Source organism: Mesorhizobium sp. WSM4817 (assembly GCF_055811135.1).
This window is the reverse complement of record NZ_JBVVQQ010000008.1, coordinates 133,145-150,341: the sequence shown is the minus strand read 5'-3', so window position 1 is coordinate 150,341 and position 17,197 is coordinate 133,145. Positions and strand designations below refer to the sequence as shown.

Annotated in this window: 19 protein-coding genes; 11 read left to right on the top strand and 8 right to left on the bottom strand. The window is 61.5% G+C overall.

Features of this window, described 5'->3' with window-relative positions; translation table 11 throughout:
* Nucleotides 1-138: 138 nt before the first annotated feature.
* From AC0L2K_RS14060 to AC0L2K_RS14050, 3 genes are read left to right on the top strand one after another with little or no spacing between them, the layout of a single operon-like run.
* On the top strand, nucleotides 139-1,308 hold the full coding sequence (locus tag AC0L2K_RS14060) for an OmpA family protein (RefSeq protein WP_473531605.1): 1,170 nt from the start codon (nucleotides 139-141) through the stop codon (nucleotides 1,306-1,308).
* Nucleotides 1,309-1,319: 11 nt separating this feature from the next.
* Entirely contained in the window at nucleotides 1,320-1,811 is a 492-nt protein-coding gene (locus AC0L2K_RS14055; RefSeq protein WP_023797984.1) for a Rab family GTPase, read from the top strand.
* Nucleotides 1,812-1,814: 3 nt separating this feature from the next.
* On the top strand, nucleotides 1,815-2,885 hold the full coding sequence (locus tag AC0L2K_RS14050) for an adenylate/guanylate cyclase domain-containing protein (protein WP_023797985.1): 1,071 nt from the start codon (nucleotides 1,815-1,817) through the stop codon (nucleotides 2,883-2,885).
* 9 nt (nucleotides 2,886-2,894) lie between these two features.
* On the opposite strand, the gene AC0L2K_RS14045 is transcribed toward AC0L2K_RS14050, so the two are convergent.
* The 5 genes from AC0L2K_RS14045 to AC0L2K_RS14025 all read right to left on the bottom strand — a co-directional run bounded on the left by AC0L2K_RS14045 (nucleotide 2,895) and on the right by AC0L2K_RS14025 (nucleotide 7,222).
* Nucleotides 2,895-3,626, bottom strand: coding sequence for an amino acid ABC transporter ATP-binding protein (locus tag AC0L2K_RS14045; protein WP_128168932.1), 732 nt, complete (start codon nucleotides 3,624-3,626; stop codon nucleotides 2,895-2,897).
* Nucleotides 3,607-4,266, bottom strand: a complete 660-nt coding sequence (locus AC0L2K_RS14040) for an amino acid ABC transporter permease (protein WP_128247126.1) — start codon at nucleotides 4,264-4,266, stop codon at nucleotides 3,607-3,609. Before AC0L2K_RS14040 ends, AC0L2K_RS14045 begins: the two co-directional genes overlap by 20 nt.
* On the bottom strand, nucleotides 4,263-4,967 hold the full coding sequence (locus tag AC0L2K_RS14035; protein WP_128168930.1) for an amino acid ABC transporter permease: 705 nt from the start codon (nucleotides 4,965-4,967) through the stop codon (nucleotides 4,263-4,265). The genes AC0L2K_RS14040 and AC0L2K_RS14035 overlap by 4 nt, the downstream gene beginning before the upstream one ends.
* A 70-nt stretch (nucleotides 4,968-5,037) precedes the next feature.
* On the bottom strand, nucleotides 5,038-5,844 hold the full coding sequence (locus AC0L2K_RS14030) for a transporter substrate-binding domain-containing protein (RefSeq protein ID WP_023797989.1): 807 nt from the start codon (nucleotides 5,842-5,844) through the stop codon (nucleotides 5,038-5,040).
* A 451-nt stretch (nucleotides 5,845-6,295) separates the two neighbouring features.
* Entirely contained in the window at nucleotides 6,296-7,222 is a 927-nt protein-coding gene (locus AC0L2K_RS14025) for an SMP-30/gluconolactonase/LRE family protein (protein ID WP_128168929.1), read from the bottom strand.
* A 214-nt stretch (nucleotides 7,223-7,436) separates the two neighbouring features.
* Between AC0L2K_RS14025 and AC0L2K_RS14020 the strand changes: the two genes are divergently transcribed.
* Nucleotides 7,437-8,477, top strand: coding sequence for a LacI family DNA-binding transcriptional regulator (locus AC0L2K_RS14020; protein WP_373420399.1), 1,041 nt, complete (start codon nucleotides 7,437-7,439; stop codon nucleotides 8,475-8,477).
* 32 nt (nucleotides 8,478-8,509) lie between these two features.
* Nucleotides 8,510-8,938 (top strand): GlcG/HbpS family heme-binding protein, encoded by a 429-nt coding sequence (locus tag AC0L2K_RS14015; protein ID WP_473531604.1) that lies wholly within the window; start codon nucleotides 8,510-8,512, stop codon nucleotides 8,936-8,938.
* Nucleotides 8,939-8,947: 9 nt separating this feature from the next.
* Here AC0L2K_RS14015 and AC0L2K_RS14010 read toward each other — a convergent pair whose 3' ends face one another.
* On the bottom strand, nucleotides 8,948-9,979 hold the full coding sequence (locus AC0L2K_RS14010; RefSeq protein WP_128168927.1) for an L-idonate 5-dehydrogenase: 1,032 nt from the start codon (nucleotides 9,977-9,979) through the stop codon (nucleotides 8,948-8,950).
* A gap of 11 nt (nucleotides 9,980-9,990) precedes the next feature.
* Complete coding sequence (locus tag AC0L2K_RS14005) at nucleotides 9,991-10,932, bottom strand: 2-hydroxyacid dehydrogenase (protein ID WP_128168926.1); 942 nt, start codon at nucleotides 10,930-10,932, stop codon at nucleotides 9,991-9,993.
* Nucleotides 10,933-11,057: 125 nt separating this feature from the next.
* On the opposite strand from AC0L2K_RS14005, the gene AC0L2K_RS14000 reads away from it, so the two are divergent.
* The 6 genes from AC0L2K_RS14000 to AC0L2K_RS13975 all read left to right on the top strand — a co-directional run bounded on the left by AC0L2K_RS14000 (nucleotide 11,058) and on the right by AC0L2K_RS13975 (nucleotide 17,054).
* Nucleotides 11,058-11,822, top strand: a complete 765-nt coding sequence (locus tag AC0L2K_RS14000) for an SDR family oxidoreductase (protein WP_128168925.1) — start codon at nucleotides 11,058-11,060, stop codon at nucleotides 11,820-11,822.
* Nucleotides 11,791-12,357, top strand: a complete 567-nt coding sequence (locus AC0L2K_RS13995) for a gluconokinase (RefSeq protein ID WP_287227752.1) — start codon at nucleotides 11,791-11,793, stop codon at nucleotides 12,355-12,357. The genes AC0L2K_RS14000 and AC0L2K_RS13995 overlap by 32 nt, the downstream gene beginning before the upstream one ends.
* A 3-nt stretch (nucleotides 12,358-12,360) precedes the next feature.
* Nucleotides 12,361-13,251, top strand: a complete 891-nt coding sequence (locus tag AC0L2K_RS13990; protein ID WP_473531603.1) for an NAD(P)-dependent oxidoreductase — start codon at nucleotides 12,361-12,363, stop codon at nucleotides 13,249-13,251.
* Between the two features lie 71 nt (nucleotides 13,252-13,322).
* The gene (locus tag AC0L2K_RS13985; protein WP_128173719.1) at nucleotides 13,323-14,819 is read left to right on the top strand and encodes a sugar ABC transporter ATP-binding protein; all 1,497 of its coding nucleotides are present in this window, start codon (nucleotides 13,323-13,325) and stop codon (nucleotides 14,817-14,819) included.
* A gap of 18 nt (nucleotides 14,820-14,837) precedes the next feature.
* The gene (locus AC0L2K_RS13980; RefSeq protein WP_473531602.1) at nucleotides 14,838-15,890 is read left to right on the top strand and encodes an ABC transporter permease; all 1,053 of its coding nucleotides are present in this window, start codon (nucleotides 14,838-14,840) and stop codon (nucleotides 15,888-15,890) included.
* 45 nt (nucleotides 15,891-15,935) lie between these two features.
* Nucleotides 15,936-17,054, top strand: a complete 1,119-nt coding sequence (locus AC0L2K_RS13975) for an ABC transporter substrate-binding protein (protein WP_287363663.1) — start codon at nucleotides 15,936-15,938, stop codon at nucleotides 17,052-17,054.
* On the opposite strand, the gene AC0L2K_RS13970 is transcribed toward AC0L2K_RS13975, so the two are convergent.
* Nucleotides 17,015-17,197, bottom strand: a 183-nt coding sequence (locus AC0L2K_RS13970) for a hypothetical protein (protein WP_473531601.1), incomplete at its 5' end; no start/stop codon positions are given. The genes AC0L2K_RS13975 and AC0L2K_RS13970 overlap by 40 nt on opposite strands.

Sequence of the window (17,197 nt, the reverse complement as noted above, 5' to 3'; positions counted from 1 at the left end):
GGTGAGGCTCCCGACACCTGGATAGATCGGGCACGCGCAGCGGCCCGACAGCTTGAGGCAGGCGGACCGGTATTCGATATCTCCAGGGTCCGTGATGTGAGCCCCGAAGCACGCGAGGCGGAGCGCTGGCAGGCCTATGTGTCGCGACTGGGAACCCAGCCGGGCATCATCGTTGCCGAACAAAAGATGCGCGATGGCCAATTCTATATTGCCGGCCTGAGAGACCCGCTTGCCGCCGACCCGCAGGCTTTGCTGTCCGGAACGCAGGTCGATCCCGCCCGCGTTCATTCACAGTGGCAATTCTATCAGAGCCTTGAGCCGGAGTTCGTGTTGAAGCGGCTAACGGCGTCGCTAGCTCCGCCGGATTCAGTACGACTTTCGATCGTCAATGATCGCATCGTTGCCGAGGGTGAGGCTCCCGACACCTGGATAGATCGGGCACGCGCAGCGGCCCGACAGCTTGAGGCAGGCGGACCGGTATTCGACTTCTCCAAGGTTCGCGATGTGAGCCCCGAAGCACGCGCGGCGGAGCACTGGCAGACTTATGTGTCGCGTCTTGAGGCCCAACCGGGAATCATCGTCGCCCAACAAAGGGCGAGTGGCGGACATTTCTACATTTCCGGCCTGAGAGATCCGCAGGCCGCCGACCCGCAGGCTCTGCTGTCCGGAACGGACGTTGATCCGGCTCGCGTTCATTCGCAGTGGCAATTCTATCAGAGCCTTGATCCGAAGTTCGTGGTGAAGCGGCTGATGGCGTCGCTGGTCCCGCCGGATTCAGTACGATTTTCGATCATCAAGGATCGCATCGTTGTCGTGGGCGAGGCTCCTGCCGCCTGGATAGATCGGGCGCGGGTCGCCGCCCAACAACTGGCCGCGGACGGACTCTCTCTAGAAATTTCCGAGCTGCGCGAGGTGACCCCTCAGGAACTCACGCATTTGAGGGAGGCTATTCAAGCGGTCGACATTTTCTTCGATTCTGGCAAGGCTGTACCGGGACCAGAGCAACTGCCAGTTCTCGACCAATTGGCGAATCAATTGAAAGAATTGGCCAAGGACGCCCGCAAGGCAGGCGTAACAGCACAGTTCATGTTGACCGGCCATTCGGACACCGTGGGCCGTGAGACGGCCAACGCGTCGATCAGCGCCGCCCGCGCCGAGACAGTTCGTGCGCTTCTCAAGAAGCGCGGCGTCGCTCCGGAATCGCTTTTGGTTCGCGGCGCGGGCACTTTTGAGCCGGCGGAGACTGAGAATAGCCGAACCGGGAGCTCCGCCAATCGCAGAGTTTCGGTTACGGTAAACTTCCACTAGGGCCCAGGTTATTGCAAAAAAAGATCTGCATGTTGGGCGGGTTCGCTGTCGGAAAGACGAGTCTGGTTCGCAGGTTTGTGCAAAGCATCTTTTCAGAAACCTACTTGACCACGGTGGGAGTGAAAATCGACAAGAAGAGTGTTGTACTGCCGGATAAAACCGTGGATCTGATTTTGTGGGATCTGGCCGGCGAAGACGATATCGGGTCGTTCCGCGTCAGCTATGTGCGGGGCGCGAGCGGGCTCGTGCTTGTCGTCGATGGAACCCGCGCCGCTACCCTAGCAGTGGCGCTCACGCTTCGCGAGCGGGCCGAGGCCGAATTCGGCGCCATGCCGTTCGTATTGCTGTTCAACAAATCCGATCTGGCCGATCGGTGGGCAATATCGGATAGTGAGATCAACGAACTGAGGCAACTTGGATGGCAAATCTATCTGACAAGTGCGCTTTCGGGTGAATATGTTGATGATGCGTTCCGCCAGCTTGCTTCGATGGTCACCGAATAGACCATGCGTGGATTGCCAAGAGAAGTCAGAAGCTGGATTTACGATTTCTTCTCCAACGAGCACTCTGTCGCATATCTGAAAATTGATGCCCAGCTTTGCATCGCTGAGAAGGGCGGCAGTGTTGAACATTACGGCCTATCATCACTTTGCATTGGCAAGCCCGTTGCCGAGCAGCTTGCGTTCATGGAAGGTTTGCTGCCTTGCCCGGAGCTTCCATATCATATGGCCATGGTCGAACTGCCCAGCGGGCGTGTCGCGGACCTTCATCTTTTTGCTGGCAATGCCTGCGTATGGCTGCTCTTTCTTGACGCCACTGCCGAACGCGACAACAGGCAGCGGCTTCAACAGAAGGCTTATGAAATGACACTCCTGCAAGAGAGGGAGCGTCAACTCAACGAAAAATTACAGTTGACGAACGAGGCGTTGCGGCAGAGCCAGGAGGGATTGTCGCGTGAATACCAGCGCGCCGAAAGCCTGCTCCTCAACATTCTTCCGGCGTCGATCGCGGAGCGGTTAAAGGCCGACGAGCAAATTGCAGACAACCATGCTGACGTGAGTGTGCTTTTTGCCGACATCGTCGGATTTACGGAAAGAGCGCGGAACGTCGGAGCCGAGGTAACGCTGGCTATTTTGAACTACTTCTTCAAGGCAGCGGATCTGCTCTCGGAACGAGACGGCTGCGAAAAGATCAAGACAATCGGCGATTGTGTGATGGTGGTCGCTGGCCTGCCCGTCGCGCGATCCGATCATGCAGAAGCTCTTGCGCACTATGCACTTGAACTGCGGAAGGCGGTTAAGCACGAACGCTTCGCAGGAGAACCGATAAGACTCAGAATTGGAATTCACTCAGGACCAATCGTCGCGGGCGTCATAGGCAAAAGGCGGTTTGCCTATGACCTTTGGGGCGAGACCGTTAATCTCGCCGCACGTATTCAAACGTCAGCGGAGCCCGATGAAATCCGTATTTCGGATGCAACTCGCAAACTGCTTGGACCAAATTTTGCTTGCGACCCTCTCGCGGAAACGGAATTGCGCGGTACAGGTCGTGTGCGAATGTGGCGGCTCCCGGCCTGATTTGCCGGGCTACTTCACGTCCGATTTAATAAACTGCTGCAGTTCCGGGGTCTTCGGCCTGCCGAAGAGTTCAACCGAAGGCCCCTCTTCCCAGATCTTTCCGTGATGCATGAAAATCGTTGTGGTCGCCACCCGGCGGGCAAAACCCATCTCGTGGGTGACGAGCAGCATGGTCATTCCGTTACGGGCGAGCGTTTCCAGCACGTTCAGCACCTCCTCGGTCAGTTCCGGATCGAGCGCCGACGTCACCTCGTCGAACAGCATCACCTTGGGACGCATGGCGAGCGAGCGGGCGATCGCCACGCGCTGCTGCTGGCCGCCGGAAAGCTGGTCGGGATAGGCGTCGAACTTCTCCGACAGGCCAACCATGCCGAGAACTTCCTCCGCAGTGGTTTTGGCTTCAGCTTTCGACACCAATTTGACGATCCGCGGCGCCAGCATGATGTTTTCGGCCACCGTCAGGTGCGGAAAGAGATTGTAGCTTTGGAAGACGATGCCGACATCGGTGCGCAGCTTGCGCAACTCTTTCGGGTCTCGGCCAACGGCGTGGCCGGCAACTTCGATGCGGCCGGAATTGATCTTTTCCAGGCCGTTGATGCAGCGCAGAAGCGTGCTTTTTCCGGAACCGGAGCGGCCGATCAACGCAAACACATCGCCCCGATTGACGGACAGCGAGACGCCCTTGAGGACTTCGACAGCTCCGAAGCTCTTGTGGACATTATCAATAAGCACTTCCGGCATGGAGCCTCCTTTCCAGCAGACGCGACAGCTGGGACAACGGATAGCAGACGACAAAGTAGAGAGCCGCGACTGCGAGAAAAACGCGGAACGGCTGGAACGTCGCGTTGTTGATGAGTTGCCCGGCGCGGGCGAGTTCAACGAAGCCGATGATCGAGGTGATCGACGTGTTCTTGACCACCTGCACGGCAAAGCCGACGGTGGAAGGGAGCGCGATGCGTAGGGCCTGGGGCAGGATGACGTAGCGGTATTGCTGGGCTCGCGTCATCGCCAAGGATTCCGACGCCTCCCATTGCTGCTTGGCCACGGCCTGAATGGAGCCGCGCCAGATCTCCGCAAGGTAGCCCGAGGCATAGATCGTCATCGAAACGCCGGCTGCGACCAGGGGCGGCATTTGAAAGCCGGCGAGGCTGAGGCCGTAATACGAAAGAAACAGGATCATCAGCACGGGAATGCCCTGGATGATCTGGATGTAGGTGGCGGCGGCAACCCGCACGGCCTTGCGTGTCGAGGTCCGCGCGAGTGCAATGATAAAGCCGATAAAACCGCCACCGGAAAGCGCAATGACGGTCAAAAGGATCGTCCACTGCAGCGCCGAGAGAAGGAAACCGAATTCGCTGAAGCCGAAAGTCCGGAGCGTCATGCCTGCACCTCCGCAAGGGAGGTCGTCGCCTTGCGCGCCACACGGCGCCCGAACAGGCCCCAGCCAACGAGCGCCAGTATCGCGCGCAACGCCAGGGCGAGAGCCAGATAGATCAGCGTCACGACGATATAGACTTCGAACGAACGAAAACTTTGCGATTCGACAAAGGCTGCGGAAGCGGCGAGTTCCTTGGTCGAAATCGCCGAACAGATGCTTGAAGCAAGCATCATCAGGACGAATTGGCTGCACAGCGCCGGATACACCTTGGCGATTGCCGGCATGATGATGACATGGCGATAGATTTGAAAGGACGTGAACCCGAGCGCTTCACCCGCCTCGATCTGCGACTTGTGGATGGCTTCTATGCCGGCTCGGATAATTTCGGTCGAATAGGCTGCGAGGTTTATCGTCATGCCGATCAGCGCCGCCGTCGTTGCGCTAACCCGCAGACCAACGCCGGGTAGTCCGAAATAAATGATGAAAAGCTGAACCAGGAATGGCGTGTTGCGGATGATCTCGACATACGCATCGACCATGAGCCGTACCGCCCGGCCGTGCATCGAACGCAGCGACGCGAGAACGATGCCGAACGAACTTCCCATCACGATGGAGGCGGCGGACAACATGATCGTCAGCCATATCCCGGCGACAATCTCGTCGGTGTATTGCGCGATAGCGCCGAACTGGAATGTGTAAGACATTCTTGGTCCTCGATCGGAACGTCACCAACGAATTTGCCGGACGCAGATCGTCCGGCAACCTTTCGTGAGATCAGAACAAAGGCAGTTGCGGCATCGGGGTGCCCGTCCACTTCGTCGCGATGGCGTCAAGTTCGCCGGAATTCTTCATCAGATAGATCGCGGTGTTGAGCCACTGGTGCACCTCGAAATCCTGGAGCGTGGTGGCCATGGAGTTGCCTTGCCGGAAAAAGGTGAAGCCGACCTGCAGACCGGCGTCCGGCCGCTGCTGAATGATGGCGTTGGCAACCGTCGAGGGGAGCGCGGTCGCATCGACCTGGCCGGCAAAGAGCGCCTGAGCGGTTGTCGAATCGTCCTCGAACACGACGATCTCGAGCCCTGGCACAGCGACCCGCCGCAATGCGGCTTCCTGCGACGAGCCCCGATTGACGCCAACGCGTTTGCCTTCGAGCTCTGATAGCTGGGCGAATTTCTGATCTGGGCCAGACACGATCACCATGTTGAAGGCACTGTAGGGCTGGGTGAACATGACGGTCTTGGCCCGTTCTCCGGTGGGCGCCAGTGTGGCCACCAGGAAATCGACCTTGCCGGTTTGCAGGGCTGGGATTCGCGACGGCGGCGTCAGCGGAACGAGTTCCGCCTTCACTCCAAGATAACCGGCAATGAGGTTGGCGACGTCGACGTCGTAGCCCGTTGGATTGCCGCTTTCATCGACCATGCCCATCGGAGGCGCGCCGGTCACGACGCCGATTCGGACGCTGCCGCGTGACGTAATCTCTTCCAGAGTGATGGCGCTGGCGGGCGAGTTGGCCATCGCTAGCATTGGGACGGCAAGGCTGATCGCGGCGAATATTGCGCGGATTTTGACAAGTGGTTTCATGGTGTTCTCCTCCGTGAAAGATCCCGAGGCGCCGACTGCGAGGCGCCTATCAAATATGTCCGTGCATCCACCGGCATTGACACGATCGGACAGATGGCTGTGTCTGCTCCTAGAGCTTCGATGTTGGAAAATTGGATCTGCACACTGCCCTTGGCGACTGCACAGGCGTTCTCCGCGGGCCTTAGCCCCGCGTTTGCGAGCGTGCCGATCTCATTTCTCCTCCAACCGCCCTATATTGATGTTATCGATAACATGATGTCAAGTGCCCAGTGCGTGTTTCATGGATTGTTAGCCCCAAATGCGCGAAATACAGGAGATTCGCGGCTTGGTTGCGGGTCTAAGGGACATTCGCTTCGGCGACTCCCCGATCTTGGCTCTACCGCGATGCTCGAGTTGTAACATTGTCGAGCAGTCGCAGACGCCCGAGATGGCTGACCGTTCTGCTGCAGTGTCAGCCCAGTTTGGAGCCGTTGGCCGTAAGATAGACGGCATAAAGCGAAGTCGTCGCGCAGATGAAGAGTCGGTTGCGGCGAGTTCCGCCGAAAGTGACGTTCGCGACGGTCTCGGGAATACGGATCTTGCCGATTAGCGTTCCGTCCGGATCGAAACAGTGAACCCCATCACCGGCGCTGGTCCAGACGCGGCCTTTCGTGTCGATCCGGAAGCCGTCGAAAAATCCGCTGGCGCATTCGGCAAAGACGTCGCCGCCGCTCAGCCTTCCTTCGTCGCCGACGCGGAGCTTCCGGATGTGACGGGGTCCGCGCTCCAGGTGCGTAGCGCCCGTGTCGGTGACATAGAGCAGTTTTTCGTCGGGGGAAAACGCAAGGCCGTTGGGCTTGACGAAGTCGTCGGCGACTCGAGTGACCGCGCCCGTCGCCGCATCGACCCGGTAGACATGGCAGCCGCCGATCTCTTCCTCGCCGTAATCGCCCTCATAGTCGTGCATGATGCCGTAGGGCGGATCCGTGAACCAGATCGCGCCGTCCGACGCAACCACGACGTCGTTCGGCGAGTTGAAGCGCCTGCCTTCGAACCGGTCGGCAACGATCGTGATCGCGCCATCGAACTCCGTCCTTGTCACCCGTCGCGCCAGGTGCTCGCAGGTGACAAGCCGCCCATGATTGTCGACCGTGTTTCCGTTGCTGTTATTGCAAGGCTGGCGAAACACCGAAACCGAGCCGTCGGTCTCATCCCAGCGCATTATCCGGTTGTTCGGAATGTCGGACCAGATGAGATAGCGGCCCGGCCCGAACCACGCAGGGCCCTCCAGCCAGCGCCCGCCCGACCAAAGCCGCTCGACGCGCGCGTGCCCGACGAAGCAAGCGGCAAATCGCGGATCGAGCATTTCGAAACCTGTGCCCTCAATATTTTCAAACATTGGCCTCACGCCTCCCGCACGCTGGATCTGCGCTGGCCGGTTGGGGCCAGCTGATGGGCCCGCGGCACAACTGTTGCCAGCGCTGTATGATAGCGATAACATATCAATTGTAATCTGATTTCCAAGGGGGCATGCATGAGGACGGGCGCGCGATGAATCCATGGCACGCTCCGTCGTTAGCGTGCGTCCCGCAACCGGCTTGCGGAGCGCCATGATGCCCAAGGGACTGAACGCCAAATCTCCCGAGAACCAGGCGCCGACGATGCTTGACGTGGCCCGCCGGGCCGGCGTCTCGGCGATGACGGTATCGCGAGCGCTCAAGAAGGACGGCCGCGTCTCGGATGCAACCCGTGAACGGATCCTGGCGGCGGTAAACGAGCTTGGTTATGTGCTCGACCAGTCTGCCGGAAGCCTGTCGTCACGCAAGACCGGGTTTGTGGCCGCGATCATTCCCTCGATCAACAATTCGAATTTTGCCGACACCGCCCGCGGCATCACCGACGAACTGGAGAATACGGGTCTTCAGCTTCTGCTCGGCTACACCGACTACACGGCGGAAAAGGAAGAAAGGCTGATCGAGGCGATGCTTCGCCGACGTCCGGAGGGCATTATCCTGACCGGCGGCACACATACCGATCTTACGCGGCGCATGTTGGAAAGCGCGGGCATTCCGGTGGTTGAAACGTGGGAATTGCCGCCGAAGCCGATCGATCAGGTCGTCGGCTTCTCAAATGAGGAAGCGATGGCGCTGCTCGTCAGGACATTGGCGAAAAAAGGCTACCGGAAATTCGGCTATATCGGCGGTACGACGTCACGGGATACGCGCGGCAGCCAGCGGCGGGCCGGATTCGTCAAGGCGATCGAGGAACTCGGCCTGCCGCCCGGCCGCCTGGTTTCATTCGGCGTGCCTCCAATTTCGATCGAGCAGGGCGGACAGGCGGTCGTCGGCATGCTGGAGCGCTGGCCGGATACCGAGGTCGCGCTGTGCGTCTCGGATTTGTCGGCGTTTGGTGCGGTGATGGAGTGCAAGCGCCGGGGCATCCGGATTCCGCAGGACATCGCGATCGCCGGCTTCGGCGATTTCGAGATTGCAGCTTACTGCCATCCGACACTCACGACGGTGAACGTGGACTGCTACGGCATCGGCAAACAGGCAGCACGCAAGCTGATCCAGTCGATCAAGGGCGAAGACAACGGCTTGTCCCAGGAAATTATCTTGACCAGCTACAAGGTGGTGGAGCGGGAAAGCGCCTAACACTCAACCATTCCGGCGATAGAGGCCGCACCATGGCGATGTTCCGCGAAACCCTAAGTCTGAGCCATGACGGCGCAATGAAGGCGCTGAGCGCAGGCATGGCGCCAACAAGCGCAATGGGTGTCCCGCAATGCTTCGTCGTGGTCGACGCCAGCGGCGAGACGATCGCCAGCCTGCGCATGGACGGCGCCAGGTATTTGAGCATGCATACCGCGCGGGCAAAGGCGCGCACGGCGGCAGCCATCGACGCCGCGACAGGCGCAATACCATTCGAGGCAGCGGCGGCAGTCGCATCGCAGGGCGGCGTGAGCTGTCTTCCCAGCGGATTGCCCATCCACTTCGACAGCAGGCTTGCGGGCGCGATTGGCGTTGGATCGGGAAGCGGCGAGCAGGACATCGACGTCGCGCGCCGTCCTGGCAGCGATCGGCGCCGATATGCTGTGAGCGGCTCGCTCCGGTAGCGCAGCCCTTCAGAAGGCGATCTGGACCTTCATCGACTTGTTGCGGTCGCCGGCGATCTCGAAGGCTGCGACGGCTTCCTTGAGCGGATAGATCCTTGTAAGCAGCGGTTTCACATCCACCCGGCGGCGGTTGATCAGGTCGACGGCGAGCGCGAACTCGTCGTGGAAGCGGAACGTGCCGCGCATCTCGATTTCCTTCGCGACGACGAGATTTTGCGGGATCGCCAGGTCGCCGCCGAGCCCGAGCTGCATCAGCACGCCGCGCGGCCTTAGAACCTCAAGACCGGCGCGAACAGCGCGCTCGTTGCCCGACGCCTCAAACATCACGTCGAAATATCCCTTGTCGGCGTTGTAGGCCGCCAGCTTGTCGGCGTCGGTCGCGACGTTGATCGTGCGATCGGCGCCGATTTCCGTGGCTGTTTTCAAAACGCCGGCCATCACATCGGTTGCGACGATTTCCCGTGCCCCGTGCGCGCGGGCGGCGATGATGCAGAGCGCCCCGATCGGCCCGCAGCCCGTGACGAGAACCCGCTTGCCCAACAGCGAACCCGCCCGGTTGACGGCGTGCAGCGTAACCGCGAACGGCTCGGCGAAGGCCGCCTCGTTGATCGAGACGTGGTCTGCTATCCGGTGGCACTGCGTGGCGTCGGCGACCAGCCGTTGGCGGAATGCTCCCTGGATATGCGGCATAGGCATGGCGCTGCCGTAAAAGCGCATGTTGAGGCACTGGTTCTGCTGGCCCTTAAGGCAATAGCGGCAGGCATTGCACGGCCGGCTCGGCGAGACCGCAACCCGATCGCCTGTTTCGAGGCAGGAAACCCCCTCCCCGACCGCCCTGATCGTGCCAGCGACTTCGTGGCCGAGGATCATCGGTTCGCGCAGCCGGATCGCGCCGAAGCCGCCGTGGTTGTAGTAATGCAGGTCGGAGCCGCAGATGCCGCCGGCCTCAATAGCGATGTCGACCTGTCCGGGTTCGAGCGCGCCGGGGTCGGTTTCTTCGATCCGCAGATCCCTTGCGGCATGAATGACGAGCGACTTCATGGACGCGCCTCCTAAACGACCGGCGTCAGCAGGGCCTGCCCGCTGAAATGGGCGGCGAGATTGTCGCGCACGAGCCTGCCCATCGCCTTTCTTGTTTCGACCGTGCCGCTGGCGTGGTGCGGCTGCAGCACGACATTGCCGAGCTTCAGAAAGCGCTCGTCGATCGCCGGCTCGTTCCAGAAGACGTCAAGCCCCGCTCCCTTGATTGTTTTCGATTCCAGGGCTGCGAGCAGCGCCGTTTCGTCGACCGTGCTGCCGCGCGAGATGTTGACGAGAATGCCGTCAGGACCGAGCGCTTCAAGGACGGAGGCGTTGATGATGTTTTTTGTGCTTTCGCCTCCGGCGAGTGTTACGATCAAAAATTCGCTGTCGCGCGCCAAGTCCACGAGGTCGCCGACATAGGCGTAAGGTAGGTCGCCGCGCCTGTTGATGTCGTAGTACGAGATGGCACAATCGAAGGCGGCCGCGCGCTTTGCCACCGCGGCGCCGACCCGGCCCATGCCGACAATGCCGAGCTTTTTGCCGCAGACGCGGGTAACGAGTTGCATATTGCCATTGGTCCAACTTCCGTTCCGCACATAGGCATCCGCCTGAGGGATATTGCGCGCCACCGATAGCAGAAGACCGATGCCGATGTCGGCGACGTCTTCGGTAAGCACATCCGGCGTGTTGGTGACCCGGATCCCGTTCGCCCTGGCGTGGCCGAGGTCTATCGCGTCGGTGCCCACTCCGTAGCAGGAGACGATCTCCAGCTTAGGCAGCCTTGCCATGAGCGCGGCGCTCGCACCCAGTTCGCCGCGCGTTGCGATGGCGCGGATGGCGTCGGCCTTTCCGGTGAGCAGCGCGTCCTTGTCCGTCGCCTCCCAGAGCTTATGCATCCGGTATTTTGCTTCCAGGTCTTCCATGTCCCAGGCGGGGTAAGGACCTATCATCAGAATGTCGGTCACCGGCAGGTCTCCTCCGAATTTTCACCTTTTCTATTGACTATGTTATCGATAACATACATGTCAATAGGGTAGAAAGGCGGAGCAAGAAAATCGGTTCGCCTGGAATCGTTCTGCCTTGCAGGGAGGTTGGAGTGAGTTCGCTCTTCGATTTGACTGGGCTTAGAGCCCTGGTTACCGGATCGAGCCAAGGCATCGGCCTTGCCCTGGCCGAGGGTCTGGCGCGTCATGGCGCGACGATCGTACTCAACGGCCGCAACGCCGACAAAGTCGCGGAGGCGGCTGGAATGCTCGCCGCGAAGGGCTTCAAAGCCGATGGCGCGGTGTTCGACGTCACCTCAGCAGAGGCTGCCGCAAAAGGCGTCGCCGACATCGAAGCCAATCTTGGGCCGATCGATATTCTCGTGAACAATGCCGGCATGCAGTATCGCGCGCCGCTCGAGGATTTTCCGGTCGACAAGTGGGATGAACTCCTGCGCACCAACATTTCGAGCGTCTTTTATGTCGGTCAGGCGGTGGCCCGGTACATGATCCCACGCCAGAAAGGCAAGATCATCAACATCGCCTCTGTGCAGAGCGAATTGGCCCGGACCAACATCGCGCCGTACACCGCCACCAAGGGCGCCGTGCGCAATTTGACGCGCGGCATGTGCGCGGACTGGGCCAAACATGGCCTGCAGATCAACGCGATCGCACCCGGCTATTTCAAGACCCCGCTCAATCAGGCGCTGGTCGAAAATCCGGAGTTCTCGGCCTGGTTGGCCAACCGCACTCCGGCGGGAAGGTGGGGCAATGTCGACGAATTGGTTGGCGCGGCGGTCTTCCTCGCCGGCCCGGCTTCGTCATTCGTCAACGGTCATACGCTTTATGTCGATGGCGGCATCACGACCTGCCTCTGAGCCGGCGCTCATCGTGGTGATGGGCGTCAGCGGCTGCGGCAAAACCAGCATTGGCGAGGGCATCGCCGCGCGCCTGGGCATCGAATTTGTCGAGGGCGACGCGCTGCATCCGCGCCAGAACGTCGAGAAGATGTCGGCCGGCGTTCCGCTTGACGACGCCGATCGCTGGCCTTGGCTGGACCTTGTCGGCAAGGCGCTGCGTACGGCACAAGGCGATGGCCTTGTCGTCACCTGCTCGGCACTCAAGAAAGCTTATCGCGATCGCCTTCGCCAGGCGGCCGGAGGCGATCTGGTCTTCGTGTTCCTGGAAGGATCGCACCAATTGCTGCGGCAACGGATCGGCGAGCGGCGCGGTCACTTCATGCCACCCTCGCTGCTGGACAGCCAGTTCGCGACACTGGAAGATCCCACGGCCGAGCAGGGCGTGGTGACGGTCAACATCGCTGCGACGGTGGACGCGATCATGGACGCCGCGTGTGCACGGCTGGCGGAGATGGGGATCGGGGCGCAGATTCAGCAAATGAAGGGAACGTGAGATATGTCGCAAGCCCCAGCAAAGATCGCCGTCATCGGCGCCGGCATCATGGGCTCGGCGATCACGGCCCGGCTTCTCGAAACCGGGCAGGCGGTGACGGTGTTCGATCTCGACAGCGCCAAGCTATCCGCTCTTGCCAGTAAAGGCGCAGCATCCGCCGTCTCCGTTGCCGGCGCGACGCTGGCAAGCGATTTCGTCATCCTCAGCCTCAACCACGCCAATATAGTGCGTGCCGCGGTGTTCGGCGCCGAGGGCGTCGCTGAAGCAGCCGGACCCGGAAAGATCCTCATCGACATGTCGTCCATCGATCCGGTCGATACCGCGCAGATGTCGAAAAAACTTGCCGACGAGACCGGCATGAAATGGGTGGACTGTCCGCTTTCGGGCGGCGCACCCGGCGCGCTTGCGGGCCGCCTGACGGTTATGGCCGGCGGCGACAAGGCCGATTTCGAGCGCGCCCGAACGGTCATGCAGCATCTTTGCGCAAACTACACGCTGATGGGCCCGAGCGGCGCCGGCCAGACGACCAAGCTGATCAACCAGCTCTTTTGCGCCGTGCTGTTCCAGGCGGTCGCGGAAGCGGTGAAACTGGCCGAAGCCGGAGGCGTCGATGCAGCAGCGATTCCCGCCGCGCTCGCCGGCGGTCGCGCCGATTCCAACATCATGCAGGAGTTCATGAAGAAATTCGCCGCGCGCGATTTCTCGCCGACTGGCCGGATCGACAACATGCTGAAGGATCTCGATTCCCTCCAGGCGTTCGCAATGAAGACGAAAACACCGCTGCCGATGACTGGGCAGGTCGTCGAAATCCATCGCCTGCTTTGCGCGGCCGGTCTCGGAGCCCGCGATTCCGCCGAAATGATGCGCCTGCTCGACGGCATGCACCAGGACTGACGCATGATTTACGAGGGCGGCGGTTGACTCCGGATATGTTATCGATAACATACCCTTTGGGAGGAGCGTGCGTGGTCGGGACCAAGCTGATCGAGTTTCAGACGATTACCAAGGAGTTCGGCGGCACGCGCGCGCTTTCCGACGTATCGCTCGATTTGCATGAGGGCGAAATTCTCGCCCTGCTGGGAGAGAACGGCGCCGGCAAATCGACGCTCATCAAGACGCTCGCCGGCATCCACCGGCCGGATGGCGGACGCATTCTGTTTCGCGGCGAGCCCTATCAGCATCGGCCTCCGCGTCCCAACCAGCGCCAGCAGGTTGCCTTCATCCACCAGGATCTCGGGCTGATCGAATGGATGTCTGTCGGCGAGAATGTCGGGCTGGCTCAGGGGTTTTCGCTCCGCTCGGGCCTTATCGACTGGCGCGCGACGGAAGAGCGGGCTCAGGCCGCGCTCAGCCTCGTTGGTTGCGATTTCGATCCGACGACCCGGGTCCAGGATCTCACCCGGACGGAAAAGTCGCTCGTCGCGATCGCCCGAGCGCTGGCAACCGAAGCCGATGTGCTCGTGCTCGACGAGCCGACGGCGAGCCTTCCCGCCGACGAGGTCGACCGATTGTTCAACGCGCTTCGTCCGCTGAAGCAGCGCGGCGTCGGCATGATCTATGTTTCGCACCGGCTCGACGAGATTTTCCGCATCGCCGACAAGGTAGCCGTGCTGCGGGACGGGAAGCTGGTCGGCCAGAACAAGGTAGCGGACACAAAGCCGGATGAACTGGTGGAAATGATCGTTGGGCGACCGGCGAGCCAGGTCTTTGCCAAGGCGGCTACCAAGGCGGGCGCGACGATCTGCGCGGTGCGCGACCTGGTTTGCGCGGGAGCCGGGCCGGTTTCCTTCGACGTTCGCCGGGGTGAAATGCTCGGCCTTGTCGGGCTGCGCGGCGCCGGGCAGGAACTCATCGGGCGGACGCTCTTCGGCTGCACAACTTTTGCGGGCGAGATTTCCATCGACGGCAAAACGCCTGATCTCTCCAGTCCCATTGCGGCGATGCAAGCCGGAGTCGGTCTCATCGCCCGCGATCGCACCGAGGAGTCGATCGCGGCTGCACTCTCAATCCGCGAAAACATTTTTATCAATCCGGGCGCGGCCAGGCGCAGCCTGTTTTCCTTTCTCGCTGGCCACAAGGAGGCGGCACTTGCTCGGGCGATCGGCGACACGGTCGGCCTCAGGCCCAACGATCCGGACCTGCCGATCGAGGCGCTGTCCGGCGGCAACCAGCAGAAGGTCGTCGTCGGCCGTTGGCTTCATACCGGCCGCAAGCTGCTCATTGCCGAAGACCCGACCGCCGGCGTCGATGTCGGCGCGAAGGCCGAGATTTACCGGCTGATCGGGCGGGCGCTCGAAGCCGGATTGGGCGTCGTCGTTGTTTCGACCGACTTCGAGGAGATCGCCCATATCTGCCACAGGGCGCTGGTCTTTTCCCGCGGGCAGATCGTTCGCGAACTCGCCGGCGATGAACTCACGACATCCGCCGTGATCACCGCCGCATCGGCATCCGAAGCCGCCTGACCGACCCGGAGCAAGACCATGCAATCCATCGAATCCACCGCTCTCGAGCCGACACGGGGCGAAATGACCGGCCTGCCGGCGCGGCAGAAGCTCATCAGGCTCGTCCCGGTCTACGGCCTCGTCATCCTCACGCTTATGCTGATCGTGCTGTTCTCAATCCTGCTGCCGAAAACGTTCCCGACACTGCTCAATTTACGCTCGATCGTTTCCGACAAGGCGATCATCGCACTGCTGTCGCTGGCCGCCATGATCCCGATGGCTTCGGGCCGCATCGACCTGACCGTCGGCTACGGAATAGTATTGTGGCACATCCTCGCTATCAGCTTGCAGACCATGCTGGGCATCCCCTGGCCTCTCGCCGTGATGATCGTCCTGTTTCTCGGCGCCGGTACGGGCTTCCTGAACGGGCTCCTCGTTGAAGTCGCCCGGATCGATTCCTTCATCGCCACGCTCGGCACGGGAACCGTGCTCTATGCGCTTGCCCTTTGGCACACCGGCGGGCGGCAGGTGGTCGGTGTCTTGCCCGACGGGTTCTATGCACTCAATGGCACCATGCTGTTCGGCCTGCCGATCACCGGCTTCTATGTGCTGGCGATCGCCGTCACGTTGTGGATCGTGCTGGAATATTTGCCGATCGGCCGCTACGTCTATGCGATCGGCGCCAATCCCAAGGCGGCTGCCCTCAACGGCATTCCTGTCCGGAGCTTCGTCATCGGAGCTTTCGTCTCATCGGGGTTTCTCACCGCACTGACGGGCGTTCTGCTCGCTTCCAAGCTGCGCATCGGCCAGGCGAGCGTCGGCCTTGAATATCTGCTGCCGGCGCTTGTCGGTGCGTTCCTCGGCTCGACCACCATCAAACCCGGCCGGGTCAATGTCTGGGGCACGATGATTGGCGTCGCCATCCTCGCCGTCGGAATTTCCGGAATCCAGCAATTCGGCGGCTCCTTCTTCGTTGAACCTCTATTCCACGGCGTGACGCTTCTCGTCGCGATCGGCATTGCCGGATACGCGCAGCGCAAACGGGGCGCCGCGGCAAAACTGCCGCGAAAGCCAAATCCGTCCGGAAGCTAATAGTCCGGACAGTCGATCAGGATCTCAAAAGCAGGGAGGTAGGTTATGCAGCGCAGGAATTTCTTGAAATCATCGGTGGCAATGCTGTCGGTCGCCATCGTGGCCCCGGCAATGTTTGCCGACCAGGCGCGGGCCGATGCGATGGCCGACGCCATGGCGATCGTCGAAAAATATGCCCAGAAAGTTACGGCCTGGGATGGCCCGACCTCCGGCCCGAGTGCCCAGGAAGGCAAGACAATCGTCGTTCTTGCCGGCGACCTGAAGAATGGCGGTATCCTTGGGGTGACGACCGGCGTCGAGGAGGCGGCCGAGGCGATCGGCTGGGAGGTCAAGGTAATCGACGGCGCCGGATCGATCGGAGGCCGTACCGCCGCCTTCGGCCAGGCCATGGCGCTGCAGCCAAGCGGCATCATCATCAACGGCTTCGACGCGGTCGAACAGGCACCGGCGATCGAGCAGGCCAAGGCCGCGGGCATTCCGATGGTCGCCTGGCATGCCGGCCCGACGATCGGCCCGGACGACAAGATCGGGCTCTTTGCCAATGTCTCCACCGACGCCATGCAGGTTTCAGCCGCGGCCGCGAACTGGGCCTACGCAGACGCCAAAGGAAAACCCGGAGTCGTGATATTCACCGATTCCACTTATGCGATAGCCATCGCAAAGGCCGATCGGATGAAGGAAGAAATCGAGAAGCTCGGCGGGACCGTGCTCGAATATGTCGATACGCCTATCGCCGAAACGTCGCAGCGCATGCCGCAGCTGACGACCTCACTGCTGCAGAAGTATGGCGACAGCTGGACGCATTCGCTGGCCATCAACGATCTCTATTTCGACTTCATGGGCCCCTCGCTCGCGGCAGCCGGCAAGACGGGCACCGACGCGCCGATCAATGTCGCCGCCGGCGACGGCTCGGAATCGGCCTATCAACGCATCCACGCCGGCCAGTTCCAGAAGGTGACGGTGGCCGAACCGCTCAACCTGCAGGGCTGGCAACTGGTCGACGAGCTGAACCGCGCGATCGCCGGTGTAAAATGGTCCGGCTATCTTTCGCCGCTCCACGTCGTGACCGCAGACAACGTCGAATTCGACGGCGGGCCGAAGAACAGCTTCGACCCCGACAATGGCTATCGCGACGAATACAAGAAAATGTGGGGCAAGATGTAGGCGCAGGCCGTAGCGGGGGGGGGGGGGGGGGGGGGCCCCCCCCCCCCCCCCCCCCCCCCCCCCCCCCCCCCCCCCCCACCCGCCCGGGGCGGGGGGGGGGGGGGGGGGGGGGGGGGGGGGGGGGGGGGGGGGGGGGGGGGGGG

Excerpts from the sequence above, each read along its gene's own strand:
- AC0L2K_RS13980 (WP_473531602.1), top strand. The coding sequence starts at position 14,838 with ATGCAATCCATCGAATCCACCGCTCTCGAGCCGACACGGGGCGAAATG.
- AC0L2K_RS14040 (WP_128247126.1), bottom strand. The coding sequence starts at position 4,266 with ATGACGCTCCGGACTTTCGGCTTCAGCGAATTCGGTTTCCTTCTCTCG.
- AC0L2K_RS14030 (WP_023797989.1), bottom strand. The coding sequence starts at position 5,844 with ATGAAACCACTTGTCAAAATCCGCGCAATATTCGCCGCGATCAGCCTT.
- AC0L2K_RS14025 (WP_128168929.1), bottom strand. The coding sequence starts at position 7,222 with ATGTTTGAAAATATTGAGGGCACAGGTTTCGAAATGCTCGATCCGCGA.
- AC0L2K_RS14050 (WP_023797985.1), top strand. The coding sequence starts at position 1,815 with ATGCGTGGATTGCCAAGAGAAGTCAGAAGCTGGATTTACGATTTCTTC.
- AC0L2K_RS13975 (WP_287363663.1), top strand. The coding sequence starts at position 15,936 with ATGCAGCGCAGGAATTTCTTGAAATCATCGGTGGCAATGCTGTCGGTC.
- AC0L2K_RS14035 (WP_128168930.1), bottom strand. The coding sequence starts at position 4,967 with ATGTCTTACACATTCCAGTTCGGCGCTATCGCGCAATACACCGACGAG.
- AC0L2K_RS14020 (WP_373420399.1), top strand. The coding sequence starts at position 7,437 with ATGCCCAAGGGACTGAACGCCAAATCTCCCGAGAACCAGGCGCCGACG.
- AC0L2K_RS14010 (WP_128168927.1), bottom strand. The coding sequence starts at position 9,979 with ATGAAGTCGCTCGTCATTCATGCCGCAAGGGATCTGCGGATCGAAGAA.
- AC0L2K_RS13990 (WP_473531603.1), top strand. The coding sequence starts at position 12,361 with ATGTCGCAAGCCCCAGCAAAGATCGCCGTCATCGGCGCCGGCATCATG.
- AC0L2K_RS14015 (WP_473531604.1), top strand. The coding sequence starts at position 8,510 with ATGGCGATGTTCCGCGAAACCCTAAGTCTGAGCCATGACGGCGCAATG.
- AC0L2K_RS13995 (WP_287227752.1), top strand. The coding sequence starts at position 11,791 with ATGTCGATGGCGGCATCACGACCTGCCTCTGAGCCGGCGCTCATCGTG.
- AC0L2K_RS14045 (WP_128168932.1), bottom strand. The coding sequence starts at position 3,626 with ATGCCGGAAGTGCTTATTGATAATGTCCACAAGAGCTTCGGAGCTGTC.